Below are 16,883 nucleotides of genomic sequence, written 5' to 3'. Positions count from 1 at the left end.
TCGATCTCGCAGAAGTAGGAAGTAATGACCGAACCACTCATCGAGCTGCGGAGCGCGACGAAGCGCTTCCCCGGCACCGCCGGCGGCATCCACACCGCCGTGCGGAACCTGAACCTGGCGGTACGCCCCGGCGAATTCGTCGCCGTCGTCGGCCCGACCGGGTGCGGCAAGTCCACCACGCTCTCCCTGGTGTCCGGCCTGGAACCGGCCTCGGCAGGACAGACGCTGGTGCATGGCAAGGACGTGCGCGGCATCCCCGACGGCATCGGCTACATGTTCCAGCAGGATGCGGTGCTGCCGTGGAAGAGCGTGCTGGACAACGTCGCGCTCGGCCCGCGTCTGCGTGGCGCATCGAAATCCGAGGCGCGGGCGAAGGCGTCGGCGTGGGTGCGCAAGGTGGGCTTGGCCGGGTTCGAGGGCTACTACCCGCACCAGCTGTCCGGCGGCATGCGCAAGCGCGTCGCGTTGGCGCAGACGCTGGTCAACGGGCCGGAAATCCTGCTGATGGACGAGCCGTTCAGCGCGCTGGACGTGCAGACCCGCCAGCTCATGCAGGACGAGCTCCTGCGGGTCTGGGCGGGCACCGGTGCTGCCGTCATCTTCGTCACCCACGACTTGGAGGAGGCGATCGTGCTCGCCGACCGGGTGGTTGTCATGACCGCGAGCCCGGCCACCGTCTGCGGCGACTTCGCCGTGGGGCTGGAGCGGCCGCGCAGCGTCGAGGACGTGCGGATGACCACCGAGTTCCGCGATATCTACAAGGAAATCTGGGAAACGCTGCGCGATCAGGTCGAGGCGGCTCGAGCGAAGGGAGCCTCCCGTGTCGCATGACGTGCTGGATAAGAACGCCGCCACGCCAGTGGTGGAGAACGAGACCGAGGAGCAGATCCTCGCCAGGGTGCGGACCAGTGCCCGGCGTGCCCGCGTTCGGACCTGGGGCCTGCGCGCCGTGCTCGTGGCGCTGTGGCTCGGGGCGTGGGAGCTCACCGCGTCGGTGTGGATCGATCCCTTCTTCTACTCCAAGCCCTCGCTGATCTGGGCACGTCTGGTCGAATGGTTCACCGAGGGAACCCAGTTCGGCTCGATCTGGCTGCAGATCTACACCACCGTGCAGGAGGCGGTGCTCGGCTTCGCGATCGGCACGGTGGCGGGCGTCGTGCTCGGTGTGCTGCTCGGCCGCAGCAGGTACTGGGCCGACGTGCTTGCACCGTTCATCAAGGCGCTCAATGCCGTTCCGCGCATCGTGCTCGCGTCGCTGTTCATCATCTGGTTCGGTCTCGGGTTGAGCTCGAAGGTCGCGACCGTCGTGGTTCTGGTGTTCTTCGCGGTGTTCTTCAACGCGTTCACCGGGGCGCGCGAGGTGGACGGCAATGTCATAAACAACGCCCGCATTCTCGGCGCGAGCCGCAGGCAGGTGTTGATGTCCATTGTGTTGCCGAGTGCTACCACTTGGATTCTGTCCAGCCTGCACACCGCCTTCGGCTTCGCCCTGATCGGCGCGGTCGTTGGCGAATACGCGGGTGCCAGCAAAGGGCTCGGCCTGCTGATCAGCAACGCCCAGGGCACCTTCGACTCGGCGGGGATCTATGCGGGCATGATCATCATCACGGTGATCGCGCTGATCGCCGAGTGGGCGATCGGCATCGCGGAGAACCGGCTGCTGAAGTGGCGTCCGTCGCAGGCGACCTCGAACCACGGGATCTGACCATGAGCTACCGCAAGCATCTGGCGTTCGTCGTCGTGGCGGTCGCGGCACTGCTGCTGACCACGGGATGCCGGGACTCCCGCAGCATTCCGATGTCCGACGGCCGACCGCAGATCACCATCATGGTCGGCGGGTTGGAGAAGGTGATCTACCTGCCCGCCATGCTCACCCAGCAGCTCGGCTTCTTCGAACGCAACGACGTCGACGTGAAGCTGCTCGGCGAGCAGTCCGGCGCCACCGCCGAAACCGCGCTGCTCACCGGCGACGTGCAGGGTGTGGTCGGGTTCTACGACCACACCATCGATCTGCAGGCCAAGGACCAGTGCATCCGCTCGGTGGTGCAGCTGTCCGACGTACCAGGCGAGGTCGAATTGGTGTCGGCGGCGGACGCGGCGTCCATCACCTCGCCGGCCGATCTGCGCGGCAGGAAGCTGGGTGTGACCTCGCTCGGTTCGTCGACCGACTTCCTCACCCAGGCGCTCACCGGCCAGGAGGGCATGTCCACCGCCGACTACACGCGCGTGAAAGTCGGTGCGGGACAGACCTTCATCGCGGGCATGAACCACGACGGCATCGACGCGGGCATGACCACCGACCCGACCGTCGCGCAGATGGTGAACTCCGGCGAGGCGCGAATCCTGGTCGACATGCGCACCGAAGAGGGCACCAGGGCGGCGCTCGGCGGGCTGTATCCGGCGTCCTCGCTGTACATGAGCTGCGCGACGATCGATGCCCATCCGGACATCGTGCGCAAGCTCGCCGCGGCGTTCGTGCAGACATTGCAGTGGATCAAGGCGCACACGCCGGAGGAGATCGCGGCGAAGATGCCGTCGCAGTACGCCAGCGCGGGCAAGGACCTCTACGTCCAGTCGATCCGGGACTCGATCGGGATGTTCAACGGCGATGGGTTGATGAAACCCGAAGGCGCGCAAAATGTTCTGGACATTCTCGGGAAATACTCGAAGAATGTGCGACCCGTGCGCGATCGCATCGACCTGTCCGAGACCTACACCATGAAGTTCGTGGAGGACGCGTTGCGCGCGCCGCAGCAGTAGCCTCGTCGTCTCGGCTATCCCTATCCGGCGAGCCGGCTGAGGGCCACTGCGGCCCTCAGGCGGCTCGCCGCGGTCGGAGCCGGTACCCGGGCCGCGGCGCGATCGGCGCGCCGTCGAACGCTTGCCGACTCCGCGCTGCCCGATATGCCCACCCTGATCCGCCGCCCGAGGGTCGAGCCGGCATTCGACCTGTCCGGATCTGTGGGTTATGCGTCCTTGCCGACATCCCACGTGGGCTCGAGACTGGGTTCATGGAGACAAGCGATGACGTCGTGGTGGCGGTATCGGACGGTGTGCTGATGCTCGACGTCGCCGGACCCGTCCAGGTGCTGCACTGGGCCGGGCACCGGATCCGATTCGCCTCGCCGGACGGTGCACCGGTGCGCACCGACGTGGGGGTGCCGCTCGGCGTCGACGGCACGCTCGGCGGCCTGGGTGGATCGGTCGGAACATTGGTGGTGCCGGGATATTCGCCACAGGACCGCGTTTCGGCCGCGCTCGTGGACGCGGTGCGGACGGTCGGCGGCGCGGCCCGCCGGGTGGCGTCGGTGTGCACCGGCGCGTTCGTGCTTGCCGAAGCGGGTCTGCTCGACGGACGGCGTGCCACCACACACTGGCTGGCATGTGCCGAACTGGCACAGCGGTTTCCGCGCGTTCGAGTCGACGCCGATGCCATCTACCTGCGGGATGGGCCGATCATCACCTCCGCGGGCGTCACCGCGGGCATCGACATGGCGCTGGCGCTCGTGCAGGAGGAGCACGGCGCCGAGCTCGCCCGCACGCTGGCCAAGCACCTTGTCGTGTTCCTGCACCGGCCCGGCGGGCAGTCGCAGTTCAGCGTGCGCACGAGCATCGCGACACCGCGCACCGACGGGCTGCGCTGCGTGGTCGACGCGGTGGTCGCGAACCTGTCCGCGGATCACAGCCTTGCCGCGATGGCCGCCCGCGCCGCGCTCAGCGAGCGCCACCTGAGCAGGCTGTTTCGGCAGGAGATCGGCATGACGCCGGGCCAGTACGTCAAACAGGTGCGGCTCGGCCGCGCAGGCGCTGCTCGAATCCGGCGACGAGCCGATGGCGGCCGTCGCCCGCCACAGCGGGTTCGGCTCCGAGGAGACGATGCGCCGCACATTCGTCGAATTGCTTGGCACGACGCCGAGCGACTATCGCCGGCGATTCCGCACGCCAGCGCGCTGACGTCGCATGAACCACAACACAGGAGTCGACTATGTCGCTGTCACGCCGTGCTGCGTCGGAAAAACCCGCGCGGCAGCTATCGCTCGCACTTCCGCTTACCGGATTGACGGGCAAGGCAACCGCGTTGATCGAAGCGAACCTCCCATCGCATCTGCGACATCACAGCGTGCGCGGCTTCCTCTTCGGACGAGCCGTCGCCGAACAACACGGCATGCGGCCCGGCGCCGACTACGACGAGGAGACCATGTATCTCATCTGCGCACTGCACGACATCGGCCTGGCCGATATCGCGGGCGGCGGCCAGAGATTCGAGTTCGACGGCGCTGACTTCGCCGCACGGTTCCTCGAGGACAACGGTGTCACAGACGAGAGAGTAGACACGATCTGGGACGCGATCGCCGCCCACACGTCGGGTGCCACCGACTCTCCGGTATACCGCAGGCGCCGACCGCCGGAAACCTGGATCGCCGTGGACGGTATCGGCATCGATGTCGGAGGCACACCGACCGACCTGCCGCCCGGATACGCCGATCTGGTGCACGCCGCCTATCCGCGACTCGGTGGCAGCCGTGCCCTAGCCGACGTCATCGAAGCTCAGGCGCTGGCCGATCGGCGCAAGGCGCCACCCGGGAGCCTGGCCGGTGAGATCCTGCGCCAACGCCACCCCGAGCTGCCCTCGCTCACCTGGGACGCCATCTTGGCGTCGAGCGGATGGCGCGATTGACCGGTGAATAACGCTGGGCGGCAACGCCTTCGGTGTGTGTACGGCCTTCACGGCTGTCCCGCGTCGCGTGGCTCAGGTGTTGGCCGAGGCGGCCGCCGCGGACTCCGTCGTGTTGAGTTCGGCCTTCCACTGCCGGAAGCCCTCCTCGGTGCGACCGACGCGCCAGTAGCCGGAAATCGATGCGGCCCATTCGGCGGGCACACCGCGTTCCCTGCGCACGTAGCGGCGCAGATCGTGCATGACGGTCTGCGCCTCGCCGTGGATGAAGACCTGGACCTGCCCCGGCGCCCACGGCGCCTGGCGGACGGTCTCCGCGAGCAGTTCGCCCGGCGGGCGGCTGCCACGGTGCAGCCAGGTGAGTTCGACGCCGTCCGGCTTCGTCAGCGGCAGCTCGTCGTCAGGGCCCGCGACCTCGACGAACGCGAGCCCGGTCGCGTCGGCGTCCATCGTCTCCAGCGCGGTCGCGAGGGCGGGCAGCGCCGCCTCGTCACCGGCTAACAGATGCCAGTCGGCGTCCGAGCGTGGGGAGTAGGCCCCACCGGGGCCATAGAGGTCGATCGTTTCGCCCGGCTGTACCGAGGCCGCCCACGGTCCCGCGATCCCCTCCGCGCCGTGGAAGACGAAATCCGCGGCGATCTCTCCGGCGGCCTGGTCCACCGAGCGGACGGTGTAGGTGCGCACCACCTCGCCCCCGTCATGCGGGAAGATGAACTTCACATAGGAGTCTGTGAACTCGCCGGGCTGGAACGTTGCGAAACCGGGGCCGCCGAGGTGGACGCGGATCAGGTGCGGAGTCAGCCATTCGGTGCGTTGCACCGTGAGGGTGGTGCGGGGTCGTGCCATAGGGAACCTCCGACAGTTCTTATTATTAGGATTGCCTTACTCAGGCTACCTGCGTTTCGACTCAGGTTGCCGACAACTGGTGACGGCGAGCCGGGCGGCGGTGAGGATGACGACCATGACGCAGACCGTGCCGACCCCGACGCGCGCCGTGCAGCAGCGCTACCGCGACCCCGAACCGGTCGAACCCGCCCAGTGGAACCCGGTCTTGCAGGTGCTGCACGAGCATCGCTCGGTGCTCCGCTATCTGGCCGAACCGGTGCCCGACGCCACGCTCCGGCTGCTGATCTCCGGGACGCAGTCCGCGCCGACCTCCTCGCATTCCTGGACCGAGCGCGCGCTGACCAGGCTTGCCTCGGCGGCCAACGTGAACGGGAGGTACCGGCTGCGCGAGTCGCTGACCAACCACGGCTTCCGACTGCGCTGAGGCGGGTCAGGCCGCGACCTTCTCCTTGATCAATTCGAACGACCGGACGCGGTCGTCGATGTCGTAGACCAGCGTGTTGATCATCAGCTCGTCGGCCTCGGTGCGCCGCAGCAGGTCATCGAGCTGAGCTCGCACGGTCTCCGGCGAGCCGAGCAATTGTCCGGCTCTGCGCTGCTCGATGAACGCGCGCTCGTGCTCGGAAGGCTGGAACGCGGCCGCCTGCTCGGGGCTCGCCAGCGCCTGCGGCCTGCCGGTCACCAGGTTCAGGAAGGCGAGGTCGCGGGGCACGGCGAGGGTTTCGGCGCGCTCGTCGGTGTCGGCGCAGATCGCTGCCACCGCGACCATCGCGTGCGGGCGCTCCAGCTGTGCCGACGGCCGGAAATAGGCGCGGTAGAGCGCCAGCGCCGACTCGGTGTTGGCCGGGCTGATGTGGTGGGCGAAGGCGAACGGCAGGCCGAGCACCGCGGCGACCTGGGCGCTGTAGCCGCTGGAGCCGAGCAGCCAGACCTCCGGCTCCTCGCCGCGGCCCGGCGTCGCGGTGATGCCACCGGAATCGGAGCCGCGGAAGTAGCCGAGTAACGCCGCCAGTTCCTGGGGGAACGACTCCGCCGACAGTCCGTCCTCGGTCCGGCGCAGGGCGCGGGCGGTCGCCTGGTCGGTGCCGGGCGCCCGGCCGATGCCCAGGTCGACCCGTCCGGGATGCAGCGCGTGCAGGGTGCCGAACTGTTCGGCGACCACCAGCGGCGCGTGGTTGGGCAGCATTACTCCGCCGGAACCCACCCGGATGGTCGAGGTGGCGGCCGCCAGGTGGGCGAGCAGCACGCTCGGCGCCGAGCTGGCGATGCCCGGCATGTTGTGGTGTTCGGCAACCCAGAAGCGGTGATACCCCAACGCCTCGGTACGCCGCGCCAGCTCGGTGGTCACGTCGAGCCCCTCGCCGACGGTGCGGCCGGATTGCACCGGCGCGAGATCCAGTACGGACAGCGGGACGTCGGTCATGGGTCTCCTCCAAGGTGTGATCGCCAATCCCAACGCTCGGCGAGCCCGGCGTATTTCGCGCGACGCCTCAGCGCCGTGCGATCGCACGGAACACGTCGATGGTCTCCTTCTCGTCCTGGGTGGTCCCGTGATCGCTGAGTTTCACGATGACCGTGCCGCTGGGCGGGTCGACGTAGATGTACTGCCCATACACCCCGACTGCCGAGATGTCCTTGCCGTTTCCGCCGGTGGGGTGCCACCACTGCGCCCCATAGCGCCAGTTGCCGACCTGATGCGGCGCCGGAATGCGGATGCGCTCGAGCCATGCCGTCGGCACGATCTGCGCGTCGCCGGCCCGTCCACCGTCCAGCACCAGCCTGCCGATCTTGGCGAAGTCGCGGGCGGTGGCGTTGAGGCAGCAGAACGCCTTCTCCTGTCCGCCCGCGCGGTCGAGGTTCCACAGCGCGTCGTCCTGCGCGCCGATCGGACCCCAGATGTCGCGCTGCAACAGTTCGGCCAGCGGTATCCCCTCGACCTTCGCCAGCGCCATGCCGAGCAGCTGGGTGTCGACGCTGCGATACTCGCCCGCGCTCCCGGGGATGAACCGCAGGCCGCGGTGCGCGTGGACGAAGCCGGCCAGATCCTCGGTGAGATACATCCGGGCGGTCCCGGTGAGCGGCATGTACTTGTTGTAGTTCTCCGAGACGTCGACGCCCGAGGTCATGTCCAGCAGGTCTCGGATGGTGACGGTGTCGTATTCGCCCCCGGTGGCCAGCTCGGGCAGGATATTCACCAGCCGGTCGTCCTCGTGCAGCTTCCCCGCGTCGATGGCCCGGCCGGTCAGCAGCGACACGACCGACTTCGCCACCGACCATGAGGGCTGGCGCGTCGTCGCCTCCACGCCGTCGCGGTACCACTCGTGGGTCAGCGCGCCGCCGCGCAGAACCAGGAACGAGTTGGTGTGCGTGGTGTCGAGGAATTGTGCGACTGAAATCCGCGAACCGCGCCACGGAACCGTGTCCGGCAGCTGCTCGGTCCCGACGGGCAGCGGGCGCGGGGTAGGGGAGGCGGCCACGGTCCGGCTCGTGAACAGTTCGCCCTGGGTGGAAGGCGGAGTCGCCATGAGCCGCAGCAGCGTCGGCGGCGACGGGATGTGCAGCACCGTTGTCGCCGCGAATGCCGCGCCGATCAAGACGGCGACAACCGCAGCGAGGGCGATCGCCGTGCGAAGTGCGTAGTGGCGTCGTCGCGGTCGCTGGGTGGACTGTTCCGTCACGGGCGGAGCTCGACTCGCATGGCTCGCGCCGGTCTGTCGATCATTCGCCGTAGCCCATCCTCGCCGACGCCATCAGTGACGACACCGATGATGGCATGGTGGACGCTTGGCCCGGAAGGTTTCGGAGGCCGGTGTCCGGGCGGGAGCATCGGGCAGTGCGGCGGGCACTCGGCGGCGCGGGCCGGTAGCGTGGCGATCTGATCGATGTCGAACAGGCGTTGATCCGACGCCATGTGGTCACCACACCGAACGACGATCCCGGCGTCTCTGCTGTAAGAGGGGAAGGACCGCACGATGACAGCCTCCGACCGTCAACTCGAGGACACGGGGTCGCTGAGCCCAACGGATGCCGGTGACTCGGAAGGCTACGCGCGGGGGCTGAGTCCGCGCACCATCCAGATGATCGCCATCGGTGGCGCGATCGGCACCGGCCTGTTCTACGGTGCGGGCGGCGCGATCGAGCAGGCCGGACCCGGCCTGATCCTGGCCTATCTGGCCGCGGGCGTCGCCATTTTCGTGATCATGCGGGCGCTAGGAGAGCTGCTGACCTACCGCCCCGTCTCGGGCAGCTTTGCCGAGTACGCGCACGAATTCCTCGGCCGCTTCGCCGGCTTTGTGACCGGCTGGTCGTATTGGGCCGTATGGGTCGCCACCTGCATGGCCGAGATCACCGTTGCGGGCAAATATGTGCAGTACTGGTTCGACATCGAACCATGGATCACCGCGCTGGTCGTGCTCGCGGTGATGTTCGGGGCGAACCTGATCTCGGTGCGGCTGTTCGGCGAGGGCGAGTTCTGGTTCTCCACCATCAAGGTCACCGCGATCGTCGGCATGATCCTGCTCGGCATCGGCGTGCTGCTGTTCGGTTTCGGCCATGCCGCCGACCCGACCGTCACGAACCTGTGGGCCGACGGCGGCGTGTTCCCCAACGGCATCGGGCAGTCGCTGCTGGTGCTGCAGATCGTGCTGTTCGCCTATGTCGGTGTCGAGTTGGTCGGCGTCACGGCCGGGGAGGCCCGGGAACCACGTAAGACCTTGCGCAAGGCGATCAATACGCTGCCGATGCGCATCGGCCTGTTCTACATCGGCGCGCTCGTGGTGATCATGTCGGTGTCCGGCTGGCGCAATTTCCACGCGGGCAAGAGTCCCTTCGTGGAGGTGTTCGAGCAGATCGGCATTCCCGGCGCGGCGGGCATCATCAACTTCGTGCTGCTCACCGCGGCGTTGTCGTCCTGCAACTCGGGGATCTACTCGACCGGCCGCATGCTGCGGACCCTGTCGCTGCACGGCGAGGCGCCTGCCCTGCTGAACAAGCTGAGCGTGAACGCGGTGCCTTACGCCGGGATCACCGCGTCGGCGGCTGCGATGGTGATCGGCGTGATCGTCAACATCATCTCCCCGGACAAGGCGTTCGCCTACATCACCTCGGTGTCGACGATCGGCATCATCTTCGTCTGGGGCGTCATCCTGGTCTGCCACCTGCTCTATCGGGTCAAGGTCGCGCGCGGTGAGCTCCCCGCGAGCGACTACCGGCTGCCCGCCGCGCCCTACACCACCGTGCTGGCGTTGGCCTTCCTCGGTCTGGTGGTCGTGCTGCTGTTCTTCACCGACAGCGGGCGCACGGCGATCGTGGTCGGCGTGGTGTGGGCGGTGCTGGTGTCCGCCGGTTACTTGGCCCTGAACAAGCTCGGAAAGTCCAGCGCGGCAACCGATTCCGTGAAAAGCTAGCCAGAGGGTTCAAGTGGGCGGCCTTCTCTCGGCGCCAGCAGACGAGCCACTGCGCCAGCCTACGGCCGGGGCGCTCGGCGCCCGCGCTGCTACGCGGTGAGAAACAGCGCGGTGGACGCGATCGCCTCCACAACGCAGTAGAACCAATTGGGGTAGAAGGCCGTTCGTTCATCGAGCGCCGCGGCCAGTATCCGCCCCAGTGCCATTCCTGCCAGCGCCGCGCCGACAGCGACCATGATCCCGGCGCGCAGCGATCCGGGGCCCAGCGCCGCCACGCTGAGCACGGCTGCCATCGCCAGGCCGAAGCCCCCATAGACTGCGCGTACTTCGTAGCGTGCGCGCGGTTCGGTGAGCATGATGCCGAACGGCCGGATCAGCGCGGCAGGCGCGGCCAGCGCATAGCTGCCCATCCCCAGAAAGAACACCCCGATGATCGCGCAAACGGCCAGAGCCACTGTTTTCCTCCAAGTCGCGATTCGGTCAAGAGCTCAGCATGCGTCGTACTCGGGTCCCGCCGCTTCTGTAAACCCGCTATCGTCCGGAGCCCGTGTCACCGGCTTGGGAGGCGTCCAGCAGCCGGCCGAGGGTCAGCGCGGCCACTGTGGGTCCGGCGCGACCAGCGCACCGGTGCCGAGCACGCCCTGCGTGAACATCCAGACGTAAAAGGTCGATCCGAGCGGGACGGCGCCGACAAGCACGGCAACCAGACTCCTCGCGGCGGGTGAACACGCACAGCGGAAGGATCGGGTTGTCCGTGCGGCGCTCCACCGGTCCGAACAGTCCGATGCCGCCTGCGAAGGGCCAGCGCCGCCCAGCAGCGGACCTGCGATAGATCTGGCCCCCACCCTGGACACCGCACCACAGCTATTCCCACATGGAATTATTTTCGCGTCGATTTCCAGTGCGTCGTCGATGGAAGCGAACGTGGTCACCGACCATGTGCGAATTCCATGTGGACTTCTGCGGACTCATCCGATGAGTTCACGGGGTAGCGGATGGTGTGCTGATTTGTCCAGCTTCTCAACCTATTCGGTGCGTATCCCAATGAAACTACTGGAAAATGGGATCGACGGTGTACCGAGGGAAAGTTCGACGGCAAGGTGCTGTGTCGAAGCTGGAAGGCCGTATTGCGGTGCGCCGTCCTGATGACCTGGCGCCGCGACGTTCTATTTGCCCGGTGTCCTTTCCTTGTGCGGCATCGCAATTCGAGAACGCCAGCGCGTTGCTGATTCCCGGCCGACGTTCGGCCCCATCCGGGACGACATGCCGTCAGCATTCGGACCATGACGCGCTAGTCGCACATGCTGGTACCGGTCATGTGCCCTGTCGTGGCGGTCGGCACCCGGTGCATCGTGATCGCACTGGGTTTCGATATCCGAGCGGCCGGGAATAACCACGGGAGGAGCGGGCGAAACCCGACGAAACGACCCAAATCTTCGGGGCATGCTTGCCCTGACGTGGTTGGGTAGGTTGAGCGTCGGCAAAACCGCTGCACGGCAACAGATGTGATATCGAAGACACAGCTCGATCAACGATGAGGCTTGGGTGCGCAATTCGCGGTCGCTGGAGGTTCCGCGCACGGGCCCAGCGCTTTTCGTCCTGGTGGGCAGCGCTCTTGTCGCGCTGGTTCTGGTCTTCACCACGGTCGATCCGTGGCTCGACAGGGCGGGCATTCTGGCCGGCGGTCTCGACGTGCACGTCTACCGCGACGGGGCGTGGCGGGTCCTGCACGGGCATCCGCTCTACACCGAACCCAGCGTGCACGGGTTGCTCTACACCTATACGCCGTTCTCCACCCTCGCCTTCATCCCCATAGATCTGCTGCCGTGGGGGTGGGTCACCAACACCTGGCTGGCGGTGAACCTGGTCGTCTTGTTCGGCTGTATCCGGCTGAGCTGGCGAATTCTCGGATACCGGCTAGACGCGCGATCGACCTTCGCCTGCGTGCTGCTGGCGATCACCTGTGCGTTCATGGAGCCGGTCCGCACCACGCTGTACTACGGGCAGATCAACCTGGTCCTCATGCTGCTGGTGCTGTGGGACTGCGCGCGCGGTGATCGCGGCGGGCTCCGCGGTCTCGGTGTCGGCGTCGCCGCGGGTATCAAGCTTGTTCCGCTGTATTTCGTCGCGCATTTCATTGCGTTGCGACAGTGGCGTGCGGCGCTTACGGCGTCGGCGACCTTCGTGGCGTCGGTCGGCCTCGCGTGGGCGGTCCTGCCTGCCGACTCATGGCAGTACTGGAGTTCGACGTTCCTCCAGTCCGATCGCATCGCGTTGGACACCCACCCCGCCAACCAATCCCTCCGGGGCGCCATCGCGCATCTGACCGGTCATCCCGCACCGATGTGGCTGTGGCTGCCGCTGGCGGGGGCCGTGGCCGCTACCAGTCTGGTAGTGACGGCGCGGCTGCACGCATGCGGCGAACGGCTGCTCGCGATCGTGCTCGCCGGCCTCACCGCGTGTGCGATCTCGCCGTTCTCCTGGGGGCATCACTGGGTGTGGTTCGTCCCGTTGCTGGTCCACGTCATACATAAGGCGCTGACTCGTCCAGGGTGGTGGATCGGCGCGGCTGCTCTCTACGTCTCGATCGGTGCGTGGACCTATCAGTGGAGCCAGACCTACGTGAGTGTCGGACTGTTCCTGTATCCGCCGTGGTGGCCGATCGCACCGATTCTGCTGAACGGTTACGTCGTCGCCTATGCGGCGGTGCTGGTAGGTGCGGGAGTGGCGCTCCTCGGTCGGCGGAGTGAGCCGGACCCTGACGAGGATCGTTCTGGGCCGGGCATGCATCCGATCAGAGTCGTGCTACGCGGAGTGTTGCGACCGGTCCCGCTGCCGGATTCACCGATGCGGCCCGCACGCGAGTCCGTCGGCGCTGCCGAAAACTGATCTGTTGGGCGGCAGGTGATTTCCGGGCGTGGAGCCGGAAATCACCTGCCGACTGTGGTGGGCGGCGTCGTGATCAGAACGCGCTTCCGGTGCCGGGCAGGAAAAACCCGAAGCCCGGCCAGATGCCGAACGGGCTGCCCCAGTAGCCGAAGGGGTTGCCCCAGCCGCCATAACCGCCCCAGCCCCCGTAACCGCCCCAGCCCCCGCGACCCCAGCCGCCGTGGCCCCAGCCGCCGTGGCCCCACCCGCCGTGGATCTCCTCGCCCTGATTCGTCTGCGCGACCGCGACCGCGGGTTCCTGCGCCAGCGCGGGTGCCGCCGTGACGGCGATGGGTGTCAGCGCGATCGCGGAAGCCAGCGCCACCCGGGCGACCACTCGCCGGGCGCGTCCGGCGTCGACGTCTTGGATCATCGGTACTTCCTCACTTCGGTACATATTGTCCAGTCGGTGATCAACTGGCTGATCTGGTCGACATCAATTCCCTCAGGAGGCAAGAGAACCAACCTCGCCGATTTATATCGTACCGTTAATTAACGGGACGTTCAATGTGGCGCGGTCGTACGGGAATTCAACCCTCTGACCGTCGAACCGAGTCGGAGCGAATGGAATCGAGTCCCGCATCGGCTGAATGTTCCGGTGCGCCGGCGTGTGGGTGGGTACGGTCGACGGCACCAGACATCGATGTAGGAGCCGACAACGATGACAAGTGCCGATGTGCTGACCGATGCTTTCGAACGGATTCGGGAGGTGGTGCACGAAGCGGTGGACGGGCTCGGCGAAGACGAGCTGGCCCACCGGATCGACCAGGGCGCCAACTCGATCGCGTGGCTCGTCTGGCATCTGACCCGGGTGCAGGACGACCACGTCTCCGAAGTCGCCGACGTCGAGCAGGTGTGGACGGCGCGGGGCTGGTACGACCGATTCGGCCTGCCGATCGAGGCGAGGGCGACCGGATACGGTGACCGTCCCGTCGACGTCGCCGTGATTCGCGCCCCGGCCGAGCTGCTCACCGGCTACTACGACGCCGTGCACGCGCAGACGCTGCGCTTCGTCCGGAAACTGGGCGACAGTGACCTCGAACGGATCGTGGACATCCGGTGGGATCCGCCGGTGACGCTCGGCGTGCGGCTGGTCAGCGTGATCTCCGACGATCTGCAGCACGCGGGTCAGGCCGCCTTCGTGCGCGGCGTCGTCGAGCGGACGACATGACCCGGACGTGAACCGGACGCGGCACGCACTGTCGATGCGGTGGCGTAAGTTGGTGCCGCGGAACCGGATTGTTCACAGGAAGTGCAGCCGTGGTCGGTGTGATTGTTCTCGTCGGGATCGTCGTCCTGGCGTTGGTCATCGTCTTCGTGGCGTTGTTCGGCGCGCTGCACTGGTATGTATGGCGGCGTCTCGTGCGGGATACGACCACCGCCGGGTCCCGCGCGCGGCCCCTCGGCACCGCCGTCGTGGTGGCGGGCCCAGTGCTGCTGGTCGGCGCGGCGGTGGCCGAATTGGCCTCGGCGCCATTGCCGTTCGTCCGGATCATCGCCTGGCCCGGCTACCTGTGGGGCGCGCTGTTCGTCTACCTGCTATTCGCGCTGCTCGTCGGCGAGCCCGTGCGGCTCGTGCTGCGGCGGTTCGGCGAGAAATCGGTGACCGAACCGGTCGCCGTCGAATCCGTGTACTCCGCATCCGATCCGAATGCATTGCTGGACACCGCTGTTCAGTCGCAGCCTGAGGCGCCGGTCGATCGGGTGCCGCGCCGGGTCTTCGTCTCCCGCGTCGTGGGCGGTGTGGCCGTGGCGGCCGCGGCGACGACAGTCGGCTCGGGGACCTACGGCGTTCTCAACGGACCGAGTGTCAAGCACGTCGCCGTGCCGCTGGCGAAACTGCCGCGGCGAGCGGACGGGTTCCGCATCGCCGTGGTCAGCGATGTCCATCTCGGCCCGATCCTGGGCCGCGGTTTCGCCGAGCGGGTGGTCCGCACCGTCAACGGCACTCAGCCGGACCTCATCGCCGTCGTCGGTGACCTGGTGGACGGCAGTGTCGAGCACCTGCGGTCCGCCGTCGAGCCGCTGGCCGACCTACACGCGCGGCACGGCGCGTTCTTCGTTACCGGCAACCACGAATACTTCTCCGGCGCCGAACAGTGGATCGACCACGTTCAGGAGCTCGGGATGCACCTGCTCGCGAACGCCCGCACGGAGTTGCCCGGATTCGATCTGGCGGGCGTGAACGACCTGCAGGGCGAACGTACCGGGCACGGCCCCGACTTCGGCAAGGCACTCGGCGACCGGGACCGCTCCCGAACCGCCGTCCTGCTGGCACACCAGCCTGTGCTCATCGACGACGCGGTAGCGCACGGTGTCGATCTGCAGCTGTCCGGCCATACCCACGGGGGCCAGATCTGGCCGGGCAATTACCTTGCGGGACTGGTGAATCCCACGGTCGCCGGATTGGAGAGGTACGGCGACACCCAGTTGTACGTCACCCGGGGTGCCGGGGCGTGGGGTCCGCCGGTGCGTGTGGGCGCACCGTCGGACATCACCGTCGTGGAGCTCGTGTCACGGCAGGCGTGACCGCGAACGCTCGCGCTATCCGAACAGCCCGCCGAGGACTCCGCCGCTCTGGCCCGCTTCCTGGCCGCCGCCGGTGCCGCCGATGAAGCCGCCAGGCGGCAGCTCCGAGGGCTGCACGATGACGAAACCGCGGCCGGAGAACGACAGCGTCATGCCCTCGCCGGTGCTGCGACCCATGAGCCTGCCGAGGCCGAACGAATCGTTGCGTTTGATCCCGGTCTGCAGGCTCGACGACCAAGCCACTGCCGCCTGCGGGTCGGCGTAGGTCGGCTGGTCGACGTTGAGCACGACCGGCGTGCCGTGTGTGGTGATCGCGATGCGGCCCCGGCCGGTGAAGACACAGTTGAACAGCCCCGCGTTGCTGGCGAACCCGGCGGCGCCCTGCACCATGCGGACGTTGTATGTCAGTGTGGAATCGAATGCGAGCACGTTGGCGCCGTTGATGGTGAGGCCGTCGGTGCCGTCGAGATCGATGGTGTGCACGTCGGCGGCGCCGTTGGCGACGAACAGATCGCCGCGCCCGGAAACCTTCATCAGCGGAACACCCTCGCCGGTGAGCCGCTGCTGGATCGCTCGTCCGATGCCGCCCGAGCCGAGCGCCTGGAACTGTAGGTCGCCCTGGTAGGCGACCATCGACCCGGCGCGCGCCATGACCTCGCCGTTGACGGCGACCTTGATCATCTTGCCGCCCTGCTTCTGAATGCCGGCGCCGGTGACTTCGGCATGGCTCGGGGCGAACAGTTCGCTCTGCATCGGCAGCGCTCCTTGCTGAGGTGAGGGCATCGGTGGTGGCGGCATCGGGGCGGGTGGCGAGGGATAGGCCGGTGGCGGTGAAATAGTCGGTGGCGCGGGCTGATACGGCTGTGCCACCGGATTGGTCGGTGAGTATATGGGCGGGGGAGCCGGGGCGGGTGGCGGAGTCGGAGGCGCGGGCTCGTCGTCGATGTTCACGCCGAACGCCGTCGCGATCCCGGCCAGGCCGTTGTCGTAGCCCTGACCGACCGCGCGGACCTTCCAGCTGCCGCCGCGGCGGTAGATCTCCACGCAGACCACGGCGGTCTCGGTGCTGAGTCCGGTCATCGGGAAGGCCAGCTGGCCCGCATCGGCCGCGATGGTCGCGCGCAGCGAGCCGACGCTCGCGAAGGTGGCGGGCCCGCTGCCGTCCAGGCTGGCGGTGACGACCACCCGGTCGATGTCGGCGCGCAACGCAGAGGTCTGGATCTCCACTACGTCACCGGTACCGCGGCCGTGCCGATAGATGACGCCGGGGGCCACCGGCTGGTTGAAGAACACGAAGTCGGCGTCGGACCGTACTCGCCCTTCGGGGCTCAGCAGTAACGCCGAAACGTCGACGGGGGCCGAACACATAACGGTGACCGTCAGCCGATCGCCGGGAGCAGGGCGGTTCTCGCCGCGGGCGAGATCGGTCACGGTGGGCCGTCCAGTGCGCAGGCGCGCCGTCCGAATGACATGCGATTCACGGCCTCTAGTGTGTCGTG

Annotated in this window: 15 protein-coding genes and 1 pseudogene; 10 read left to right on the top strand and 6 right to left on the bottom strand. The window is 67.5% G+C overall.

The genetic code is table 11. From position 1 onward, the window contains the following. Window positions 1-24 precede the first annotated feature (24 nt). The 5 genes and pseudogenes from AB4Z47_RS13140 to AB4Z47_RS13120 all read left to right on the top strand — a co-directional run bounded on the left by AB4Z47_RS13140 (window position 25) and on the right by AB4Z47_RS13120 (window position 4,678). Window positions 25-831 carry an ABC transporter ATP-binding protein gene (locus AB4Z47_RS13140; protein ID WP_441950670.1) on the top strand — a complete coding sequence of 269 codons (807 nt, stop codon included), beginning with the start codon at window positions 25-27 and terminating at the stop codon, window positions 829-831. Further along, complete coding sequence (locus AB4Z47_RS13135; RefSeq protein WP_441950669.1) at window positions 821-1,705, top strand: ABC transporter permease; 885 nt, start codon at window positions 821-823, stop codon at window positions 1,703-1,705. The genes AB4Z47_RS13140 and AB4Z47_RS13135 overlap by 11 nt, the downstream gene beginning before the upstream one ends. Window positions 1,706-1,707: 2 nt before the next feature. After that, complete coding sequence (locus AB4Z47_RS13130; protein WP_441950667.1) at window positions 1,708-2,760, top strand: ABC transporter substrate-binding protein; 1,053 nt, start codon at window positions 1,708-1,710, stop codon at window positions 2,758-2,760. 251 nt (window positions 2,761-3,011) lie between these two features. Then, window positions 3,012-3,954 (top strand): annotated as a pseudogene (locus AB4Z47_RS13125) (GlxA family transcriptional regulator). 103 nt (window positions 3,955-4,057) lie between these two features. Further along, on the top strand, window positions 4,058-4,678 hold the full coding sequence (locus AB4Z47_RS13120; protein WP_441950737.1) for an HD domain-containing protein: 621 nt from the start codon (window positions 4,058-4,060) through the stop codon (window positions 4,676-4,678). Window positions 4,679-4,750: 72 nt separating this feature from the next. On the opposite strand, the gene AB4Z47_RS13115 is transcribed toward AB4Z47_RS13120, so the two are convergent. Beyond that, window positions 4,751-5,521: a siderophore-interacting protein gene (locus tag AB4Z47_RS13115; protein ID WP_441950665.1), complete on the bottom strand. Its 771-nt coding sequence runs from the start codon at window positions 5,519-5,521 to the stop codon at window positions 4,751-4,753. 115 nt (window positions 5,522-5,636) lie between these two features. Here AB4Z47_RS13115 and AB4Z47_RS13110 point away from each other — a divergent pair, with 115 nt between their 5' ends. Beyond that, window positions 5,637-5,945 (top strand): hypothetical protein, encoded by a 309-nt coding sequence (locus AB4Z47_RS13110; protein WP_441950664.1) that lies wholly within the window; start codon window positions 5,637-5,639, stop codon window positions 5,943-5,945. Between the two features lie 6 nt (window positions 5,946-5,951). Here the strand turns inward: AB4Z47_RS13110 and AB4Z47_RS13105 are convergent, their stop codons facing one another. Continuing rightward, window positions 5,952-6,944, bottom strand: coding sequence for an LLM class flavin-dependent oxidoreductase (locus AB4Z47_RS13105; protein ID WP_441950663.1), 993 nt, complete (start codon window positions 6,942-6,944; stop codon window positions 5,952-5,954). A gap of 67 nt (window positions 6,945-7,011) precedes the next feature. Next, entirely contained in the window at window positions 7,012-8,199 is a 1,188-nt protein-coding gene (locus AB4Z47_RS13100; protein ID WP_441950661.1) for a serine hydrolase domain-containing protein, read from the bottom strand. A 294-nt stretch (window positions 8,200-8,493) separates the two neighbouring features. On the opposite strand from AB4Z47_RS13100, the gene AB4Z47_RS13095 reads away from it, so the two are divergent. Further along, entirely contained in the window at window positions 8,494-9,927 is a 1,434-nt protein-coding gene (locus AB4Z47_RS13095) for an amino acid permease (protein ID WP_441950660.1), read from the top strand. Between the two features lie 89 nt (window positions 9,928-10,016). Here the strand turns inward: AB4Z47_RS13095 and AB4Z47_RS13090 are convergent, their stop codons facing one another. Further along, window positions 10,017-10,382, bottom strand: coding sequence for a DUF4345 family protein (locus tag AB4Z47_RS13090; RefSeq protein WP_441950659.1), 366 nt, complete (start codon window positions 10,380-10,382; stop codon window positions 10,017-10,019). Between the two features lie 1,090 nt (window positions 10,383-11,472). On the opposite strand from AB4Z47_RS13090, the gene AB4Z47_RS13085 reads away from it, so the two are divergent. Beyond that, complete coding sequence (locus tag AB4Z47_RS13085) at window positions 11,473-12,816, top strand: glycosyltransferase 87 family protein (RefSeq protein WP_441950657.1); 1,344 nt, start codon at window positions 11,473-11,475, stop codon at window positions 12,814-12,816. A gap of 73 nt (window positions 12,817-12,889) precedes the next feature. On the opposite strand, the gene AB4Z47_RS13080 is transcribed toward AB4Z47_RS13085, so the two are convergent. Then, a complete protein-coding gene (locus AB4Z47_RS13080) occupies window positions 12,890-13,228 on the bottom strand; it encodes a hypothetical protein (RefSeq protein ID WP_441950656.1) in 339 nt (112 codons plus the stop codon). A 288-nt stretch (window positions 13,229-13,516) separates the two neighbouring features. On the opposite strand from AB4Z47_RS13080, the gene AB4Z47_RS13075 reads away from it, so the two are divergent. Then, entirely contained in the window at window positions 13,517-14,026 is a 510-nt protein-coding gene (locus AB4Z47_RS13075; RefSeq protein WP_441950654.1) for a mycothiol transferase, read from the top strand. Between the two features lie 89 nt (window positions 14,027-14,115). Next, complete coding sequence (locus tag AB4Z47_RS13070; protein ID WP_441950653.1) at window positions 14,116-15,384, top strand: metallophosphoesterase; 1,269 nt, start codon at window positions 14,116-14,118, stop codon at window positions 15,382-15,384. 15 nt (window positions 15,385-15,399) lie between these two features. On the opposite strand, the gene AB4Z47_RS13065 is transcribed toward AB4Z47_RS13070, so the two are convergent. Next, window positions 15,400-16,815, bottom strand: coding sequence for an AIM24 family protein (locus AB4Z47_RS13065; RefSeq protein WP_441950651.1), 1,416 nt, complete (start codon window positions 16,813-16,815; stop codon window positions 15,400-15,402). Window positions 16,816-16,883: the final 68 nt, after the last annotated feature.

The organism is Nocardia sp. 2TAF39 (assembly GCF_052114905.1).
Lineage (GTDB): Bacteria > Actinomycetota > Actinomycetes > Mycobacteriales > Mycobacteriaceae > Nocardia.
Note: the sequence above shows the minus strand (reverse complement) of the source record. Positions and strands in the feature narration are given on the sequence as shown.

What these genes read in the sequence shown, in the direction of transcription:
- AB4Z47_RS13140 (WP_441950670.1), top strand. Translation starts at nt 25, where the DNA reads ATGACCGAACCACTCATCGAGCTGCGGAGCGCGACGAAGCGCTTCCCC.
- AB4Z47_RS13110 (WP_441950664.1), top strand. Translation starts at nt 5,637, where the DNA reads ATGACGCAGACCGTGCCGACCCCGACGCGCGCCGTGCAGCAGCGCTAC.
- AB4Z47_RS13115 (WP_441950665.1), bottom strand. Translation starts at nt 5,521, where the DNA reads ATGGCACGACCCCGCACCACCCTCACGGTGCAACGCACCGAATGGCTG.
- AB4Z47_RS13075 (WP_441950654.1), top strand. Translation starts at nt 13,517, where the DNA reads ATGACAAGTGCCGATGTGCTGACCGATGCTTTCGAACGGATTCGGGAG.
- AB4Z47_RS13095 (WP_441950660.1), top strand. Translation starts at nt 8,494, where the DNA reads ATGACAGCCTCCGACCGTCAACTCGAGGACACGGGGTCGCTGAGCCCA.
- AB4Z47_RS13105 (WP_441950663.1), bottom strand. Translation starts at nt 6,944, where the DNA reads ATGACCGACGTCCCGCTGTCCGTACTGGATCTCGCGCCGGTGCAATCC.
- AB4Z47_RS13080 (WP_441950656.1), bottom strand. Translation starts at nt 13,228, where the DNA reads ATGATCCAAGACGTCGACGCCGGACGCGCCCGGCGAGTGGTCGCCCGG.
- AB4Z47_RS13130 (WP_441950667.1), top strand. Translation starts at nt 1,708, where the DNA reads ATGAGCTACCGCAAGCATCTGGCGTTCGTCGTCGTGGCGGTCGCGGCA.